General features: G+C 64.7%; 18 protein-coding genes. 5 read left to right on the top strand and 13 right to left on the bottom strand.

Going from position 1 to position 15045, the window contains the following annotated elements; translation table 11 throughout:
- Positions 1-20 precede the first annotated feature (20 nt).
- On the bottom strand, positions 21-1130 hold the full coding sequence (locus AC07NK_RS07665) for a fatty acid desaturase family protein (protein WP_495170350.1): 1110 nt from the start codon (positions 1128-1130) through the stop codon (positions 21-23).
- Positions 1131-1291: 161 nt separating this feature from the next.
- Between AC07NK_RS07665 and AC07NK_RS07660 the strand changes: the two genes are divergently transcribed.
- The gene (locus AC07NK_RS07660; protein WP_495169991.1) at positions 1292-2449 is read left to right on the top strand and encodes an N-acetyltransferase; all 1158 of its coding nucleotides are present in this window, start codon (positions 1292-1294) and stop codon (positions 2447-2449) included.
- Positions 2450-2512: 63 nt separating this feature from the next.
- Here the strand turns inward: AC07NK_RS07660 and AC07NK_RS07655 are convergent, their stop codons facing one another.
- The 7 genes from AC07NK_RS07655 to AC07NK_RS07625 all read right to left on the bottom strand — a co-directional run bounded on the left by AC07NK_RS07655 (position 2513) and on the right by AC07NK_RS07625 (position 9457).
- Positions 2513-2758 carry a hypothetical protein gene (locus tag AC07NK_RS07655; RefSeq protein WP_495169990.1) on the bottom strand — a complete coding sequence of 82 codons (246 nt, stop codon included), beginning with the start codon at positions 2756-2758 and terminating at the stop codon, positions 2513-2515.
- Positions 2759-2940: 182 nt separating this feature from the next.
- Positions 2941-3714, bottom strand: coding sequence for an exodeoxyribonuclease III (gene xth / locus AC07NK_RS07650; RefSeq protein ID WP_495169989.1), 774 nt, complete (start codon positions 3712-3714; stop codon positions 2941-2943).
- A gap of 4 nt (positions 3715-3718) precedes the next feature.
- Entirely contained in the window at positions 3719-4060 is a 342-nt protein-coding gene (gene erpA / locus AC07NK_RS07645; protein WP_495170349.1) for an iron-sulfur cluster insertion protein ErpA, read from the bottom strand.
- A gap of 126 nt (positions 4061-4186) precedes the next feature.
- Entirely contained in the window at positions 4187-5374 is a 1188-nt protein-coding gene (locus AC07NK_RS07640) for a peptidoglycan DD-metalloendopeptidase family protein (protein ID WP_495169988.1), read from the bottom strand.
- Between the two features lie 113 nt (positions 5375-5487).
- Positions 5488-6282: a ferritin-like domain-containing protein gene (locus AC07NK_RS07635; RefSeq protein ID WP_495169987.1), complete on the bottom strand. Its 795-nt coding sequence runs from the start codon at positions 6280-6282 to the stop codon at positions 5488-5490.
- Positions 6282-6755, bottom strand: coding sequence for a peroxiredoxin (locus AC07NK_RS07630; protein WP_495169986.1), 474 nt, complete (start codon positions 6753-6755; stop codon positions 6282-6284). Before AC07NK_RS07630 ends, AC07NK_RS07635 begins: the two co-directional genes overlap by 1 nt.
- Positions 6752-9457 carry a bifunctional [glutamine synthetase] adenylyltransferase/[glutamine synthetase]-adenylyl-L-tyrosine phosphorylase gene (locus AC07NK_RS07625; RefSeq protein WP_495169985.1) on the bottom strand — a complete coding sequence of 902 codons (2706 nt, stop codon included), beginning with the start codon at positions 9455-9457 and terminating at the stop codon, positions 6752-6754. The genes AC07NK_RS07630 and AC07NK_RS07625 overlap by 4 nt, the downstream gene beginning before the upstream one ends.
- A 62-nt stretch (positions 9458-9519) precedes the next feature.
- On the opposite strand from AC07NK_RS07625, the gene AC07NK_RS07620 reads away from it, so the two are divergent.
- Positions 9520-9708 carry a hypothetical protein gene (locus AC07NK_RS07620; protein WP_495169984.1) on the top strand — a complete coding sequence of 63 codons (189 nt, stop codon included), beginning with the start codon at positions 9520-9522 and terminating at the stop codon, positions 9706-9708.
- Positions 9709-9730: 22 nt separating this feature from the next.
- Here AC07NK_RS07620 and AC07NK_RS07615 read toward each other — a convergent pair whose 3' ends face one another.
- The 3 genes from AC07NK_RS07615 to AC07NK_RS07605 form a co-directional block, all read right to left on the bottom strand.
- A complete protein-coding gene (locus AC07NK_RS07615; RefSeq protein WP_495169983.1) occupies positions 9731-10363 on the bottom strand; it encodes a sigma-70 family RNA polymerase sigma factor in 633 nt (210 codons plus the stop codon).
- A gap of 70 nt (positions 10364-10433) precedes the next feature.
- Positions 10434-10580: a hypothetical protein gene (locus AC07NK_RS07610; protein WP_495169982.1), complete on the bottom strand. Its 147-nt coding sequence runs from the start codon at positions 10578-10580 to the stop codon at positions 10434-10436.
- Positions 10581-10637: 57 nt separating this feature from the next.
- Positions 10638-11438 carry a response regulator gene (locus AC07NK_RS07605; protein WP_495169981.1) on the bottom strand — a complete coding sequence of 267 codons (801 nt, stop codon included), beginning with the start codon at positions 11436-11438 and terminating at the stop codon, positions 10638-10640.
- Between the two features lie 240 nt (positions 11439-11678).
- Here AC07NK_RS07605 and AC07NK_RS07600 point away from each other — a divergent pair, with 240 nt between their 5' ends.
- From AC07NK_RS07600 to AC07NK_RS07590, 3 genes are all read left to right on the top strand, one after another.
- On the top strand, positions 11679-11846 hold the full coding sequence (locus AC07NK_RS07600) for a NepR family anti-sigma factor (RefSeq protein WP_495169980.1): 168 nt from the start codon (positions 11679-11681) through the stop codon (positions 11844-11846).
- Between the two features lie 10 nt (positions 11847-11856).
- Positions 11857-13425, top strand: coding sequence for a sensor histidine kinase (locus tag AC07NK_RS07595; RefSeq protein ID WP_495169979.1), 1569 nt, complete (start codon positions 11857-11859; stop codon positions 13423-13425).
- 247 nt (positions 13426-13672) lie between these two features.
- Positions 13673-13798 (top strand): entericidin A/B family lipoprotein, encoded by a 126-nt coding sequence (locus tag AC07NK_RS07590; RefSeq protein WP_495169978.1) that lies wholly within the window; start codon positions 13673-13675, stop codon positions 13796-13798.
- Positions 13799-13813: 15 nt separating this feature from the next.
- Here the strand turns inward: AC07NK_RS07590 and tatC are convergent, their stop codons facing one another.
- Both tatC and tatB read right to left on the bottom strand, forming a co-directional pair.
- Positions 13814-14608, bottom strand: coding sequence for a twin-arginine translocase subunit TatC (gene tatC, locus AC07NK_RS07585; RefSeq protein ID WP_495170348.1), 795 nt, complete (start codon positions 14606-14608; stop codon positions 13814-13816).
- Positions 14602-15039: a Sec-independent protein translocase protein TatB gene (gene tatB, locus AC07NK_RS07580; RefSeq protein ID WP_495169977.1), complete on the bottom strand. Its 438-nt coding sequence runs from the start codon at positions 15037-15039 to the stop codon at positions 14602-14604. Before tatB ends, tatC begins: the two co-directional genes overlap by 7 nt.
- Between the last annotated feature and the right edge of the window lie 6 nt (positions 15040-15045).

The following is a 15045-nucleotide window of genomic DNA, read 5'->3' as shown; positions in this document are numbered from 1 at the left end:
TACGCCCGCGCGACGTGCTCTCAGCCCACGCGCTGCTTCATGGTGCTCGTCGCCAGCCGGCCCATCAGGCCGCGCAGCGTCGGATAATTGGCGCCTTCATAGATCGACCCCTGACCCAGCGCAGCCGAGATACGGCGATGCGCCTCACCCAGCGCATGATAAGGCACGCTCGGCAGCAGATGGTGGAGCGCGTGGAAGCGCAGCCCCACCGGCGCCCACAGATAGGGCAGGAAACCACCCGGCACATTGACGCTGTCGAGGAACTGCGCGGTCACTGTCAGCGGCTCCCCGTCATTCTCCCACAGATGCGCGACCAGCGTGCGGACCTGGTTGAGAACCGCGGTGGCCGAGATCACGGCAAGGAAGATTGCGAACGCCTTGAGCGGGATCACGCCCGTCGCGACCAGCGCAATCAGCGCGATCGCCCACAGGCTCGCACCGGCCTCCTGCCAGCGCCATTGCTTCGCGAACTCTCCCTCGGGCGCGCGGCGTTCATAGGCGGGATTAATCTGGAGGCCCGAATAGCGGCCGACAACGATCCTGCGCAGTCTGGGCGACAGCATCGAAAGCGGCCCCAGCACACCGAAACGCAGCAACAGGCCGATCGGCATCAACACCGACACCAGCAGAAACACCGGCAGCGTCCACGGCTTCATCAGCGCGAGCGGCAGATATTCGGGATCCTCCATCGTGCCGTATTTCGTCCGGCTGTGATGAATCGTGTGAATCCCCTCATACATGAATGAAGGGAGCATCATCGGGATACCGAGCAGCAGGTTCCAACCGACCCGGAAGCCGGGAAGCAGGGAATGCTTGAGGTGGGTGATCTCGTGAATGAACAGGCTCGCGCGATAGAGCGCGATCACCGCCAGAACACCGCTGGCGATCGCCCAGCCGGTCGAGGGCAGCAGGATCGCGCCAGCGAGCGCGGCATAGCCAATTACAGCCGAACCCAGGAAATCACCCCAGTAGATCAGCGGATTAGGGGTCTGCAGGTCGCGTGTCAGGTCGGCCGCGGTGCGCAGCATTGCGCGGTCGTCGGCGACGCCAGACAGGCGAATCTTCGCGCCCTGTGCCGGCGCGATGGTCTCGCCTTCGCGCGGCGGCACATCGAGGGTAAGCGTATTCATAGGGTCAGCCATTGGCATCAGATAGTGGCCATTGCGTGGCATTTCATCACCCTTGCCAGACACATGCGCGTGACGATTGACTTAGCGGGCACAATGCAGGACCGCTTTGACCGCCACCAATCCTGGCATCCACGATCGCGCATCAACGAAAGGCGCCGCGCTTGGCCAACTCTCCTCTCACCGTCCGTCCGGTCAAGACCAAGGCGGATACCCGCGATTTCATCGAGCTCGCCTACCGCCTCAACCGCGGCGATCCCAATTGGGTGCCGCCGCTACGGAACGAGGTCGCGGCAACGATCGATCCCAAGAAGAATGGTTGGTTCAGCCATGCGGTCGCGCAGCTCTTCGTCGCCGAGCGCGACGGGCGAATCGTCGGCCGCATCTCCGCGCATATCGACAAGCTTGCGCTCGAGATGCCGGCCGAACAGGGCTTTGGCCCCGGCACCGGCTTCTGGGGCCTGTTCGAGGCGGAGGACGCGGCGACCGCACAGGCGCTGATCGCCACCGCCGAGGACTGGCTGCGCACCAATGGCATGACCCGCGCGATCGGACCGGTTTCCTTGTCGATCTGGGAAGAACCGGGCCTGCTGATCCAGGGCCATGACCATGCGCCGATGGTGATGATGGGGCATCACAGACCGGCCTATCAGGGCTGGGTCGAAGCCGCGGACTATCTGCCGGTCAAGCAGCTGCTGACCTACGATCTCGATATCACCACGGGCTTTCCACCACTGGTCCAGCGCATCGTCGCAATGGGCGAGAAGAACGACCGCATCCGCATCCGAATGGTGGACAAGTCGCGCTTCGAGCAGGAAGCTGCAACGATCCTGGCAATTCTCAACGATGCATGGGCCGACAATTGGGGCTATGTGCCGCTGACCCAGCCCGAGATCGACGATGTCGGCAAGAAGCTGAAGCCGCTTGTCTTCGAAGACCTGATCCGCATCGCCGAACTCGATGGCGAGCCGGTGGCGTTCATGATCACCCTGCCCGACCTCAACGAAGCGATCGCGCCGCTCAAGGGCAATCTGCTGCCGTTCGGCTGGGCAAAATTGCTGTGGTGGCTACGCAAGCCCAAAGCACGCGGAATGCGCGTTCCACTGATGGGGGTGGTCAAGCGGCTGCAGGGATCGCGAATGGCGAGCCAGCTCGCCTTCATGATGATCGAATTCATCCGTCGCTCCGCGATCACCAACTATGGCGCCGTCCGCGGCGAGATCGGCTGGGTTCTCGACGACAATCAGGGGATGATCGCCATCGCGGATACCATCGAGAGCAAGGTCAATCGCGTCTATCAGGTCTACACGAAACAGCTCTGAGAAGGGTTGCGGCCCGCAGTTTAGGGGTCCCGCGGGCCGCGCCCCTCGTCACTCAGGATCCCGTTACTTGGGATCGAGGGGATCAAATCCTTCCTTCAGCCAGTCCGCGCGGGTCCGGCATTCCTTCTGGGCGAGGCGGGTGCCGGTGATGGTACCCTTGATGCAATAGCGCTTGTCCTTGGCCGGCTTGGCATCGGGCGCCATTTCAGACGCCGGCGCAGGCGCACCAGGCTTGGTTTCCGCGTGGGCTGCGGCGGCAAGACCGACGACGAAGACGGCAGCAGTGAAACCTTTGAACATCGTACGCATGACAGCTCCTCTTCTGATCCTGTGCGGGTCGAAGGGTGACTGCATCCTGCCCGCCCCTGTGTTAGTGCATTATGCGTGCCAAACACCAGAAGTGAACAAAATCAATATGTTAGTACGTGACCATTGTTACGATCCGGAAATCATCCACCGAAACATGGTGAAAAACACCAATCAAAGGGAAATCAGCCGCGCAGGCTGACCCAAGTCGGCGCATGGTCGCTCGCCTTTTCGCGGCCACGATAATCCTTGTCGACGCCCGCACCGGTCAGGCGATCCGCCGCAACCGGACTGAGCAGAAGATGATCGATCCGGAACCCTGCATCGCGCTGCCAGGCGCCAGCCTGATAATCCCAGAAGGTCCACACCCCGCCGCTGGGAAAACGCGTGCGTAGCGCGTCTGTCCAGCCCTGCGCGACCAGCGCACGATAGCCCTGACGCGACTCCGGCTGCATCAATGCGTCGTCAGCCATCGCACGGACCGAGAAGACGTCGTCGTCGTTGGGGATGACGTTGTAATCCCCCGCCAGCACCACCGGCTTCTCTTCTGCCAGCAGGCTGCGCGCGTGCGCCGAAAGCCGCTCGATCCAGCGCAGCTTATAGTCGAACTTGGGCCCTGGAATCGGGTTGCCGTTGGGCAGATAGATAGAGGCGACGACGACGCCGTTCACCTCAGCCTCGATATAGCGGCTATGCTCGTCCTCAGGCTCGCCATCCAGTCCGCGACGGCGCTCAACCGGATCGCTGCCCTTCGCCAGGATCGCGACGCCATTGAAGCCCTTCTGGCCATGCCACACCGCGCCATAGCCGGCTTCGCGGATATCCTTCTCGGGAAACCCTTCGTCGGCGGATTTCAGTTCCTGAAGACAGACCACGTCCGGCTTCTGCTCGGTGAGATACTCGATCAGGCGCGGGAGACGCGCCTTGATGCCGTTCACATTGTAGGTGACGATTTTCAATGTATCAGACCGAAAAGCTGGTGCCACAGCCGCAGCCCGACGCGGCATTGGGGTTGGTCACGCGGAACGCCGCACCGCCAAGCGATTCGACGAAGTCGACGTTCGCGCCGCGAACCAGATCAAGGCTGATGGGATCGACCAGAAGCCGCACGCCGTCGGTCTCCGCGATCGCGTCATCGGCGGCTGCGTCCTCCGCCAACTCGAACTTGTACTGAAAGCCAGAACAGCCGCCACCTTCGACCGACAGGCGCAAAATAGCGGGCTTGCCCTGCTTCGCCGCGATCGCGGCAACGCGCGCTGCTGCGGACGGCGTGAGGCCGATCTCGGAGGAAAGGGTGGTGACCATGGCGTTGAGATAGGGAAGCGCGGCGTGGCCCGCAACCGAAAGGCTCAACTGCGCGGCTTCCCAACAGAAAGGGGCCGCCCGGACAAGCCGGACGACCCCTCGCTCTCTCCTGTTATCTCTTGAGCTTCAGTTGCCGGTCGCGGCGGTCAACTGGACGCGCGTCGAGCGCTGCTGAATCTGATCGAGCACATTGGCATTCTGCATGAACGGCATCGGGTTCACTGCAGCGCCGTCGATGCGCACTTCATAGTGCAGATGGCTGCCGGTCGAGCGGCCGGTCGACCCCATCAGGCCGATCAGCTGGCCGCGACGCACGCGGGTGTTGCCGGCAACGAGGATCTTCGAGAGGTGACCGTAACGCGTCTCGATTCCCTTGCCGTGATTGACGGTGATCAGGTTGCCATAGCCCCCGAAGCGCCCGGCGCGGCCGATCACGCCATCGGCGGTCGCATAGATCGGCGTACCCAGCGGACCGGGGATATCGATTCCGGCGTGCATTGCGGCACTGCCATGGAACGGATCCGAACGGACGCCGAAGCTGCTGGTCAGCTTCACATTATCGACCGGCTGCATCGACGGGATTGCGATCACCGTCTGCTCGAGCACATCGAGCTTCTGCCAGGTCTGAAAGAGTGAGCGGAACTGCGCATCGGCGCTGCCCTCTGCGGCGGTGGCCGCTGCGGCCGCGGCCTCAGCCGAAACGGGCTCGTACGGGCCGCCCATGCCACCCGCGACATAGCGCTCAGGCTTGATGCCAAGGCTGCGTAGGTGGCGCTCAGTCAGATGAAGGCGGACCTGCGCGGTCTTGCGTGCCTGCTCGGCAAGCTTCGCCTGGCGTGCCTCGACGGCGCGCAGCGGCGCCAGCACTTCGCGCGCCATCGGGTTGCTCTCGGAGACCTGCGCGGCGGGGAGCGGGGCGCCGATATCTTCGGGCGAGCCCTTGCCGGTCATTACCCCGGCGATAATCTTCTGACGCTGTTCGACGCGTGCAGCGTGAAGCTGCGCCGCCTGCTTCACGGCGGCGACATCGGCTTCCATCTGAGCGACCTCGGCCTGCATCCTGGCCAGCTTCGCCTCGGGGGTCGAAGCCTCGCCCGCAATGCCGCTCGCCACGACGGCGCCGAAGGCAGCCTGCGAAACGCCATAAGCGGAGAAGGTGACGGTAACTGCAGCGACACCCGCCAGAATCGCCTGTGTACGTCCGGCAACGCTGAAGCGTTTCAGGTCACGGCCATCATGAAAGATGAAATCACGGGTGGTGAAGAAATTGCGGAACCGCGTGGCAAGGTTCGCGTTGAGTGCAGTGCTGACCATGAGTCCCCGGCAACTACAGACACGCGCCAACAGCGGCACACGCCTCGTTAAAAATCCAAACCTGTCGAGGAGCAGCCCCTCCGCACCTGACGACGCTGGTTAGAACCGCCCGATCACTCGGGAGCAAGCGCTGCGTAATATTCCCGCGTCAAACCGGCTGTCGCACGCGCTGAGTCGTTGAATGGCGGCTTAACCGACCCCCCGTAATAGCGTTCGAGCAGCGATCGCCATTCCGCCTGGGGCGCGATTCGGCGCTCTGCGCAGCAGGATTCGAACCAGCGCGTGCCCGCCGCGACATGCTTCACTTCATCGCTCAGAATCCGCCGCAAAATCCGCGCCGTAGGCTCGTCGCCGACGGCCTCGAAGCGTTCGATCGTCACCGGTGTCACATCGAGCCCGCGCGCCTCCAGCACCATCGGCACCACTGCCAGCCTCGCGGCCGGCTCATGCGCGGTCGCGTCGGCTGCTTCCCACAGCCCGCCATGGGCGGGCATCGCTCCGTAATGGCTGCCGAACTGGCGCAGCCGCCGGTCGAGCAGGGCGAAGTGGATCGCCTCGTCCGCGCCCACCTGCATCCAGTCGTCAGTAAAGGCACGCGGGAATTGCGCACCGAAGCGCCCCGCCATGTCGAAGGCCAGGTCGATCGCGACGAATTCGATATGCGCGAGCGCGTGGATCAGCGCGATCCGCCCGCGCTCCGATCCGCCGCGCCCGCGCTTGGGCATCCGGTTGGGCGGGAGCAGTTCGGGTGTTGACGGCCAGGCGGGCCGGTCGGGCATCGCGACATCGAAGTCGTGCATCAGCCGTCCCAACCGCCAGTCGCGCGCGGCCTTTCGCGCCGCCGCGACCTTGGCCATCGGCTCAGCCGTCAGCAATACGTCGCGCGCAGCCTGCGCCACCGTCCGCATCAGCGCGCCACCAGGTCCTTCGCCGCTGTCAGCACCGCTTCGACATGGCCGGGGACGCGGACCTTGCGCCAGACATGCGCCAGTTTTCCGTCAGCGCCGAACAGGAAGGTCGAGCGGTCGATCCCCATATATTTGCGGCCATAGAGCGACTTTTCGACCCAGCTTCCGAAAGCCTCGAGCACCTTGCCGTCCGGATCGGTAGCGAGCGGCACGGTCAGGTCGTATTTGCCGATGAACTTGCGGTGCTTCGCCGCGGTGTCACGCGACACGCCGAGCAACTGCACCCCAAGCGCGTCGAACTCAGCCTTTTCCGCACTGAACTCCTGCGCCTCGCGCGTGCAGCCCGCAGTGTCATCCTTGGGGTAGAAATAGAGCAGCAGCGGCGCGCCCGCATAGCGATCGAGCATGAAGGGCCTGTCGTCGCTGTCCAGCAGCTCAACCGCCGGGATCCGGTCGCCGATTTCGATCGTCATGCGCGTTGCTCCTGCTGTTCCGACACTGTTTGCCAGGCCGCGCCCACCTCCTGCCGATAGCGGTCGAGCGTCGCAAGCACCGCTTCCCAGTCCTGAGCGCCGACAGCGTGCGCGACGACGGGCCGGGTCGCGAGCGCGGGCGGCTTCACATCGGGCGCGACCAGCCGGAGCGTCACCAGCAACCGGGTGAGGAAGTCATGCGCCGCCCCCAGTTCGGGCGGTAGCAGCCCTTCGTTCGCGAGGAGATCGATCGCGCGCCGCAGATCCGGATCGAACCCCGTCCTGCTTACGAGCTGCCGCGTGTGCACCGCGAATTCGAGATCGACCAGCCCGCCCGGCAAGAGCTTGGCGTCGAGCGGCCCGCCAGGTGGCTTGTGCGATGCCATGTCGGCCCGCATCTTCCGGGCATCGGCGATGATGTCCCGCGCGGGCCGATCACCCTCGAGCACAGCGTCAATCACGGCCTGCACCTGTACCCGCGCCTCAGACGATCCGAACACCGCACGCGCGCGGGTCAGCGCCATATGCTCCCAGGTCCACGCATCCTCGCGCTGGTATTTGGCGAAACCGTCGAGCGACACCACCAGCGGCCCCTGCCCGCCCGAAGGCCGCAGCCGCGTATCCACCTCGTAGAGCGCGCCTGCCGCGGTCGCGACCGAAAGCGCGGCGATCACCCGCTGTGCCAGCCGGTTGTAATAGGTCACTGCGCCCAGCGGCTTCTCGCCATCGGACTCGGCCATGTGGTCGCCGGTGAACAGGAAGATGAGGTCGAGGTCGGACGCATGGGTGAGCGCGCCGCCGCCGAACCGCCCCAGCGCCAGCACCACAAGTTCACTGTCCGCTATTCGACCATGACGCACCGCAAACTCGACGATTGCTGCCTGTGTCAGCACCTGCAATGCCGCCTCAGCAACGCGCGCATAGCCCGCCGAAACGTCGAGGGGGTCGCTTGCCCCGGCCACGATCTGCGATCCCAGCGCAAAGCGTTTCTCGCCCACCAGCCGCCGGACGCGATCGAGCAGCCGCTGATAGTCGTCGCCCGCCTCCGCCGCGCCCAGCTCTGCAGCGAGCGTTGCAACGTCGCCCACCGGCGCCAGCGCGGTTGCGTCGATCAGCCCGTCAATCAGTTCCACCCGCCGCGCCAACGCCCCCGCCAGTGTTGGTGCGTGACTCAGAATGGTGCTGAGCAGTTCGGTCAGCCTGGGACTGGCTTCAAGCAGGTTGAACAGGTTGAGCGCGCTCGGCAGCCGCGACAGGATTGTATCCAGCCGCGCCAGCGCCTGATCGGGGTCAGGTGCCGATCCCATCGCCGCGATCAGCCGCGGCAGCACCGTCTCGAGCGCCGCACGTGCGGGCGCGCTGCGCAATGCCGGATAGCGCGCGTCGCGCCACCCCGCGACCAGCCGGGCCGCCGCCTCGGTATCCGCGAAGCCCGCCGCCGTGCAAGCCTGCTCGACGCCGGTTTCGCCCACCATCACGCGCGCGCCGCCCTCAGGCGCATCGTCGAGCGAATCATAGACGCGCCCGACGAATTCGACATGCGGGCGCAGCAGATCGAGCAACGCCGCACCGTCCGCCAAGCCGTGTAGTCGTGCGACCCGGTCCAGCCCATCCCCTTGAGGAAGCTGATGCGTCTGGCGGTCGTCGATCATCTGCACGCGATGCTCGATCGTGCGTAGGAGAACATAGGCTTCGGAAAGCTTCGCCGCATCGCCCGCATCGATCCGCCCTTCTGCGGCCAGTGCTGCCAGCGCGTCGAGCGTCGCAGGCGCGCGCAGGGCCGGGTCGCGACCGCCATGGATGAGCTGGTGGATCTGGGCAAAGAACTCGATCTCGCGGATGCCGCCGCGCCCACGTTTCAGGTCATAACCGGGCCCGAACGCCTGCCCCTGCGCGTGGTGATCACGGATCCTGCGCGAGATGCCGCGGATCTCCCGAATCGTTCCATAGTCGAGCGCACGCCGCCACACGAACGGCCGGATGGTCTCAAGGAACTGCCGACCCAGTTCGGTATCGCCCGCCGCAGCGCGCGAGCGGATGAACGCCGCCCGCTCCCACGGCAGCGCCTGCGATTCATAATAAGTGATCGCGGCTTCCACCGGCAGAACGATCGGCGTCACCTCGGGCGATGGGCGCAGCCGCAGGTCGATCCGCAGCACATAGCCATCGGCATCGCGCGCCTGCAGCAGCTCGACCACGCGCCGCCCGACACGCACCGCCGCTTCTTCGGGCGCCTCGCGCTCGCGGTGCGGAAAGGTTTCGGGGTCGAAAATCAGGATCGGGTCGATATCCGACGAGTAATTGAGTTCACTACTGCCCTGTTTGCCCAGCGCGATCGCCGCAAAGCCGTCCGGCTCGGCGCCCGGAACCCGTTCAGCCACCGCCGCACGGATCGCCGCGTCGAGCGCATAGTCCGCAAAGTCGGACAACGCCTGTGTCGCGGTCCGAAAGTCGAGCAGGCCGGCCAGATCGCCCAGCGCGACGCTCAGCGCCAGCCGCCGCCGCTCGATCCGCAACCGCCTTCCCGTTGGCATCGCCGGATCGTCGATCCGCACCGCTGCGAACGGATCGGCCAGCACCGCAGGTAATCGCGCGACCAGCTCGGATTCGCGCCCGATCAGGTGCGCCAAAAAGGGCGACCAGAGCCGCGCCCGCTCGATCGCATCGCGCAACGCGCCCGCATCGCCGTTCATTTCATCCATCGAGAATCGGTCAGGCAACGAAAGCGCATGATGTCAAGCAACAAAACCGGCGATCGGTCGTTTTGAAGTTCATGGTTCGTCACGCCACTCAACAGAGCAATGCGCAGCCGGTAAGTGGCTATCGCGTCGAATTGCCACGCCCGCACGATGCGATCGGCGTCGTGCTGCGCGACGCCTATCTGCGCGACATTGAACTGCCCGACGATATGAATCTGCTGCTGCGCCGGATGAACGGAAACCGGCGTCCGTAGCGACAGGTTTAAGCCGCGACGCTTAGCGCTCGCGGCTTAGCTGATCGACTTCATCCATGATGGTATCGAGCGCGGTGCGGCCGTCGCTCTCGCTGTCGCGGCGTGACGGGAGCTGGCCATTGCTCATCAGCGCCTCGAGCGCGACGCGGCCGCGTGCGACACGGCTCTTGATCGTACCGACCGCGACACCGCAAATTTCGGCCGCTTCTTCATAGGCAAAGCCGCCCGCACCTACCAGAATCAGGGCCTCGCGCTGAGGCTGGGGCAGGTGCAGCAATGCCCGTTGCATGTCGGCGAGATCGACATGCTTGTCCTGCGCTGCGGGCGCGGCGAGCAGCCGTTCGGCAACCAGATCATCCCATTCACCGCGAAAGCGCGACCGGCGCATCTGGCTCAGATACAGGTTACGCAGGATAATGAAGGTCCAGGCGCGCATGTTGGTGCCGGCCTGAAACCGTTGGCGCGCCGCCCAGGCCTTGAGCAACGTTTCCTGAACCAGATCGTCTGCGACATCGCGGCTGCCGGACAGCGATCGCCCAAAGGCGCGCAGATGTGGGATCACCATCGCGAGCTGTTCTTTGAACTCCGGATCGGAGAGCGAAATATGCTCGGCCGGCGGCGCCCCTTCTTCGCCTTCCTGGTCGGTATCGGTCATTCGGTTCCGTTCTTGTTCGCCGGCGGAATGCGGCTTCGCTTCGGATAGATACGCTGGGCGCACCGGCCTCTCAACCCGCACTATACAGCAGGTAGGCGGCGTAGATGATGATGATCAGAACCAGTGAAACCGACAGGATGTAGCGGGTCATATGCGGCGTCGCCCCGGCGCGGGCACGCTCGGCGTCGATGTGCATGGGTTCGTTCGGATCGACCATGCAGCATCAACACGCGAGAACCGTTTTGGCTCCGTAAGAAATGGAACCCGGACCTGTTTACTGCGCCGGGACCGTCGACTGGTCGAAGAACAAAGCCTGACTGATCGCCGCCTTCACTGTCGATCGCTGGAATGGCTTGGTGATCAGGAAGGTCGGCTCGGGCCGCTCGCCGGTCAGCAACCGCTCGGGGAAAGCGGTGATGAAGATCACCGGCACGTTGAACTGCGCCAGAATATCCTTCACCGCATCGATGCCCGAACTGTCGTCGGCAAGCTGGATGTCGGCAAGCACCAGCCCCGGGCGATCGTCCATCGCCAGCGCTACGGCTTCGTCGCGGGTTACCGCAACGCCGGTCACCTCATGCCCCTGATCGCGCACGATCGTCTCCAGATCCATCGCGATCAGCGGCTCGTCTTCGATAATGAGGACGCGCGCGCGGGTCTGGCTGTCAATCTCGGCAAGCGCGTCGGCAACCAGCCCGTCCACCGACTCGGGCGTCTCTTCGAGAAGATAGGCGGCGTCTTCGCTGGTAAATCCCTCCATCGCCGTCAGCAGCAGGGCCTGACGCGAACGCGGCGCGAGCCGGGCGAGGCGCGCGCGCGCGATCGCCTCATTATCGCTCAGCGGATCACTCTCTTCGACTCGGTCGTCGAGGTTGGTCGAACCCCAGATCGCCTGGAACGTGCGATACAGACCCAGACGCGGATCGACTTCGCGCGGAAACTCCTCGGGCGCAGCTACGATCGCCTCGAGCGTCGCGCGCACATACCGGTCGCCTTCCATCTGGCTCCCTGTGAGCGCGCGACCGTAACGGCGCAGAAACGGAAGGTGGGGAGCGAGCTGCTGTCCAAGCGACATGATGTTATTGTTCTCCTTCGGGTTGCCGCCCTTGTGCTGGCGGCACTCTGGCAATGCAAGTTCGTGCAGCGGCCTCCGAAGAATGCCCCTCCCCGGATTTCGCATCGTCTTGTGGAACCAACGAGCCTTAAATTGGTTTCACGGGTCGCACACACATGTGTACTTGTGTGTTCCCGGCAGCTTGCCGCCGGCGATGTTTTTGTGCATCCGCCCATTCCCAAGGGCTTTGAGGGGGACGAAGTGCGTTCGGCCGATCAGAAAAAAAAGGAGCCGCTGGGGCGGACAGGCGGCGAGATGGCCACACGCAAGGACCGCAACATCGGCGAAGCCCTTCGCCGCGTCTATCAGGACGCGGCCGACGAGCGTGTTCCCGATGATCTTCTCGATCTCCTGAGCAAGCTCGATTAACCATGTGACGATGGATGGGGACGACCAGACGCGCCGTCACCGCGGCCGGCCCATCGCCGCGATCGCGCGGATGCCGACCGGCGCCAAGGTTTTCCTGATTCTCAGCGCCGGCCTGCTACCGCTCGCGCTCATCGCCTTCTTCGCCTCGATCCAGACCACCCGTCTCGCCGACCAGGAAGTGCGCGGCCGGCTTCGGCTTGCCAGCGCCGAATCCGCGCGCGCGCTTCGCAGCGAAATCGCGTGGGAATTGCGCGAACTGCGCGGCGCCCTGCCCGCGGTCGAGGGGATCGCCCCGAATTGCGGCCGACTCGCCGGCGTGTTCGAGCCGCAGGCGGTTAACGGCGTTCGCTACGCACTGCTCGACGCCGACAAGCGCCTGTTGTGCGGCGTACCGATCCCGACGGCCGGCAACCAGACGCTCGCCAGTGGAAGCACCGCGACACACCTGCTCCCCGGCTCTGGTGCACAGCTCGAGGTGACGGGGCCGACCGGTTATATCGCCCGCGCCTTCTTCCCCACCCAGTTTCTCGCCGCCGCGGCAGAGCCGAGCGGGATGACGCGCGACTTCGGCCTTGCCCTTGCCGACAAAGAAACCACGCTCACGCTGCGGCAGATTTCCGCCAGCAACGCCCTCAACCGGCGCGAATCGCAGCAAGTCGATCTCGGCGTTCAGGGACTGTCGCTCGAGATGACCGTGGCGAGCGCCCCGATCACCTCATCGATGGTGATCGCCGCGCTCTCGCCCTTCCTGATGTGGCTGCTGGCGGCGGGGATCGCGTGGTTCGTGGTCGACCGCCTGCTGATCCGTCCTCTGCGGCGGCTGCGCCGGACGGTCAGCGCGTACCAGCCCGGCGAGATCATCGACCCGGAAGCAGGCAGCGACATCCCCGCGCAGGAAATTCGCGAGCTGGGCGAGACTTTCCGCGGGCTTAGCCGCACCGTCCAGGCGCACGAACTCGACCTCGCCGAGGCGCTGACACGCCAGACCAAACTGACGCGCGAGGTGCATCACCGGGTCAAGAACAACCTCCAGGTGATCGCGAGCCTGATCAACTTCCATGCCCGTGGCGCAAAGTCAGGCGAGGCGCTGGGCGCCTATGCCTCGATCCAGCGCCGCGTCGATGCGCTCGCGGTAGTTCACCGGCATCATTATGCCGGGTTCGAGGAAACGCTTGGGATCGAGATTCGCCCGGTGATCGGCGAGCTCGCGTCGAACCTGCGCGCCACCGCGCCCGAAGACTCGCGGATCGGGATCGTGCTCGATGTCGATCCCTGGCTGGTGTCACAGGACAATGCGGTCGCGATCGCCTTTCTGATTACCGAAATCGCCGAGCTGGCGATGAACGTCAGTCCGTCCGCGCAAATCCATATCGCGATGAAGGACGGCGCGGATCCCGGCCAGGCGATATTGCAGATCAGCTCAGCGGCGCTGACGGACGGCCCTGATTTCGCCAGCCTCTACGACAGCCGCTATGGACGTGTGATCGGCGGGCTGGTGCGCCAGCTCCGCTCGAAGCTGCATCATGACATGCTGGCGGGCATCTTCGAGCTCCCGATCGCGGTTGCGGGCCGCCACTAAAATAAATCGAAAAAAGTTGCCGGATCGCGGAACCCGCGCGTTCCGACCGCGTTCTGCACCTCGGATAGCGACCTTTTGCCCCCCCGCTCTCGCTATCCACGAAACAGGCCCGGACGCATCCACCTCCCCCCCCCCGGTGATGCGTCCGGGCCTAATTCGTTCTTGGGGCAAGCGGGTTCAGCGGCGATTGTGGAACGAAGCAGCTTGCCGCACATTGATCCCCAGTTATTCAAGACGGAGACTGAAGATGCGTAAGCTGCTTGCGATGGCGCTGGTTGTAGCCCTGTCGGCGTGCAACACGATCGAGGGCGTGGGCAAGGACGTCAAATCGGCGGGCGACACCGTCGCCAAGACCGCCGACGGCGCCAAGTAATTCAAGCCGAGAGGCTTATTCCCCGGCGGCGGCTTCGGCCGCCGCTTCCTTTTCGCTTTCCTTCTCCCGACGGCGGCGCGTGAACCAGATCGCGACCAGCGAGAGGAAGTAGAGCCCGCACAGCGGGATGGCGAGCAGCAGCTGCGACCCGATATCGGGCGGGGTCAGCACCGCGGCGATCGCGAACGCCGCCACCACCGAATAGCGCCAGGCGCCCTTGAGCTGCTCATAGGTGACGATCCCGGCACGTTCGAGCAGCATCAGCAGCACCGGCAGCAGGAATGAGATGCCGAACGCGAACAGGAACTGCATCACGAAGCCGAGATATTTCTCGGCATCGGGCAACGCGATCTGCTCGACCCCGCCGCCAAGCTCGCCCTGATATCCAAGAAGGAAGTGCAGCGCGGTCGGGATGGTCACCCAATAGGCCAGCGACGCGCCCGCGATGAACAGGGCCGGCGTCGCGAGCAGGAAGGGCAGCAGCGCCTTCTTTTCCTTGCGGTACAGGCCCGGCGCGATGAATTGCCACAACTGGACGGCAACAATCGGAAACGCGACCATGGCAGCCGCGAAGAATGCGACTTTCAGCTCGACAAAGAAGCCACCCATGATGCTGGTGAAGACGAGCTTATCCTGCCCCGCCTGCGCCAGCGGATGGACCAGAAAACCGTAGATCGGCTTCACGAAATAGAAGCAGACCGCAAAGGCCAGAACCAGCGCCAGCACGCAGTAGAGCAGCCGCCGTCGAAGCTCGATCAGGTGATCGAGCAGCGGCGCTTCGGTGCCTTCGAGTTCGTTGTCGCTCACGATGCGGCCTTCTTGCGCGGCGCGCGCGGCTTGCGGGCGGGTTTGGGCTTCTCAGCGGGCTCGAGCGCAGCATCCGCCGCTTCGGGCTTCAGCGCGGGCGGCTCGACCGTCGCGGGCGGTGCATCCTCGGACTCGACCACCGCGGGCGCCGTACCCTCGGCATTGGGGTCATAGACCGGCGCGGGCAGCGCCTTTTCGGGCGGATAGTCGCGCATGATCCGCGCATTTTCTTCCGCCCACTTCTTTTCCATCTCGGCCAGTTCGGCTTCGCGGACCATATTGTCGAAGCCGCTGCGGAACTGGCGCGCAACCCCGCGCGCCTTGCCGACCCAGTGGCCGACAAAGCGCATCGCTTTCGGGAGATCCTTCGGCCCGATCACCAGCAGGGCGACGATTGCCACCACCAGGAATTCAGGCGCGTTGAAATCGAGCATCTATCG

Source organism: Sphingomonas sp. GW821-FHT09B04, from assembly GCF_059418285.1.
Note: the sequence above shows the minus strand (reverse complement) of the source record. Positions and strands in the feature narration are given on the sequence as shown.

Bases quoted from the DNA above. Each gene is read 5' to 3' on its own strand.
- AC07NK_RS07625 (WP_495169985.1), bottom strand. From the start codon at position 9,457: ATGGATGAAATGAACGGCGATGCGGGCGCGTTGCGCGATGCGATCGAG.
- AC07NK_RS07655 (WP_495169990.1), bottom strand. From the start codon at position 2,758: ATGCGTACGATGTTCAAAGGTTTCACTGCTGCCGTCTTCGTCGTCGGT.
- erpA (WP_495170349.1), bottom strand. From the start codon at position 4,060: ATGGTCACCACCCTTTCCTCCGAGATCGGCCTCACGCCGTCCGCAGCA.
- AC07NK_RS07640 (WP_495169988.1), bottom strand. From the start codon at position 5,374: ATGGTCAGCACTGCACTCAACGCGAACCTTGCCACGCGGTTCCGCAAT.
- tatB (WP_495169977.1), bottom strand. From the start codon at position 15,039: ATGCTCGATTTCAACGCGCCTGAATTCCTGGTGGTGGCAATCGTCGCC.
- AC07NK_RS07630 (WP_495169986.1), bottom strand. From the start codon at position 6,755: ATGACGATCGAAATCGGCGACCGGATCCCGGCGGTTGAGCTGCTGGAC.
- AC07NK_RS07610 (WP_495169982.1), bottom strand. From the start codon at position 10,580: ATGGTCGATCCGAACGAACCCATGCACATCGACGCCGAGCGTGCCCGC.
- AC07NK_RS07590 (WP_495169978.1), top strand. From the start codon at position 13,673: ATGCGTAAGCTGCTTGCGATGGCGCTGGTTGTAGCCCTGTCGGCGTGC.
- AC07NK_RS07595 (WP_495169979.1), top strand. From the start codon at position 11,857: ATGGATGGGGACGACCAGACGCGCCGTCACCGCGGCCGGCCCATCGCC.
- AC07NK_RS07635 (WP_495169987.1), bottom strand. From the start codon at position 6,282: ATGCGGACGGTGGCGCAGGCTGCGCGCGACGTATTGCTGACGGCTGAG.
- AC07NK_RS07615 (WP_495169983.1), bottom strand. From the start codon at position 10,363: ATGACCGATACCGACCAGGAAGGCGAAGAAGGGGCGCCGCCGGCCGAG.
- AC07NK_RS07665 (WP_495170350.1), bottom strand. From the start codon at position 1,130: ATGAATACGCTTACCCTCGATGTGCCGCCGCGCGAAGGCGAGACCATC.
- AC07NK_RS07605 (WP_495169981.1), bottom strand. From the start codon at position 11,438: ATGTCGCTTGGACAGCAGCTCGCTCCCCACCTTCCGTTTCTGCGCCGT.